The organism is Tianweitania sp. (assembly GCF_032053605.1).
Taxonomy (GTDB): Bacteria; Pseudomonadota; Alphaproteobacteria; order Rhizobiales; family Rhizobiaceae; genus Tianweitania.
Genome location: NZ_DAMBUH010000040.1, coordinates 1 through 1,280, shown reverse-complemented (window position 1 = coordinate 1,280; position 1,280 = coordinate 1). Strand labels below are relative to the sequence as shown.

Below are 1,280 nucleotides of genomic sequence, written 5' to 3'. Positions count from 1 at the left end.
GGGCGGCGGGCGCGCCTTGTTCGACATTGCCAACAGCCGCGAAGAGCCGATCCCGTTCTTCGGCGAGCTTGGCTCGGTCAACCCCGTGTTCGTGCTGCCGGAAGCCGCGAAGGCTCGCGGTGAAACGATCGCTCGGGATTGGGCGGCATCGCTGACCATGGGTGTCGGCCAGTTCTGCACCAATCCCGGCATCATCGTCGTGCCTGACGCGATTGCAGAGGGCTTCGAGAAAAACGCGGCGGAGGCGCTCGGCGCCGTGCAGGCACAGCCGATGCTGTCGAAAGGGATCGCCGACGCGTTCCGCCGCGGTTCGGCACGGATCGCCGGCAGCAATGCCGTGCGCCAGGCCCATGCCGCCGAAGGCACCGGCCGCGAAGCCGCCCCTGCCCTCTTCGTAACGGATGGCGACACGTTCCTCGCCAATCCCGAACTCGGCGAGGAGGTCTTCGGCCCGCTCGGCATCATGGTGCGCGCGAGCGGCGGCGATCAGATGCTAGAGATCGCGCAGGGCTTGCGCGGCCAGCTCACGACGACGCTTCAACTCGATAGCGGCGACACGGATCTGGCAAAACAGCTCGTGCCAGTGCTCGAGCGCAAGTCCGGCCGTATTCTCGCAAACGGCTACCCGACCGGCGTGGAAGTGGCGGACGCGATGATGCATGGCGGCCCCTACCCTGCCAGCACCAATGTTTCGACGACCTCGGTGGGCACGCTGGCGATCCGGCGCTTCCTGCGCCCCGTCGCCTATCAGAACCTGCCGGCCGAGCTTCTGCCGCAAGACTTGGCATGACGACGACGCCTACAAGCAAGGCGGAGCGCATCGACTGGATCGCCGTCGATTGGGGTACGAGCAATCTGCGCGCTTGGGGCATGGCGGCGAACCGCGCGGTGGCAACAGTCACCGCGCCGACCGGCATGGGCGGGTTAGAGCGACATCAGTTCGAGCCTGCCCTGCTTGCCGCAATCGAACCGTGGCTTTCAGCCGATCGCACGATCGAGGTCGTTGCCTGCGGCATGGTTGGCGCGCGGCAAGGCTGGCAGGAAGTGCCGTATGTCTCGGTGCCGACCGAACCGATCATTGCTTCATCCATGCAGCGGGTTGCGACATCGGACCTGCGCATAAGCGTCAGCATCATTCATGGTCTGAGCCAGGGCGAACCCGCCGATGTCATGCGCGGCGAGGAAACGCAAATCGCCGGCCTGCTTGCTCTGGAACCTGGGTTCACCGGCATGGCTTGCTTGCCGGGAACGCACTCTAAATGGGCCCGGATCGAAGCCGG

The 1,280-nt window shown here is 65.8% G+C and carries 2 protein-coding genes; both read left to right on the top strand.

Going from position 1 to position 1,280, the window contains the following annotated elements:
- The coding region (locus RTX98_RS10990) for an aldehyde dehydrogenase family protein (RefSeq protein WP_312796578.1) at positions 1-790 on the top strand (790 nt) is incomplete at its 5' end.
- Positions 787-1,280 (top strand): 2-dehydro-3-deoxygalactonokinase (locus tag RTX98_RS10985; RefSeq protein ID WP_312796576.1); only part of this gene is annotated, 494 nt, incomplete at its 3' end. The genes RTX98_RS10990 and RTX98_RS10985, both read left to right, overlap by 4 nt.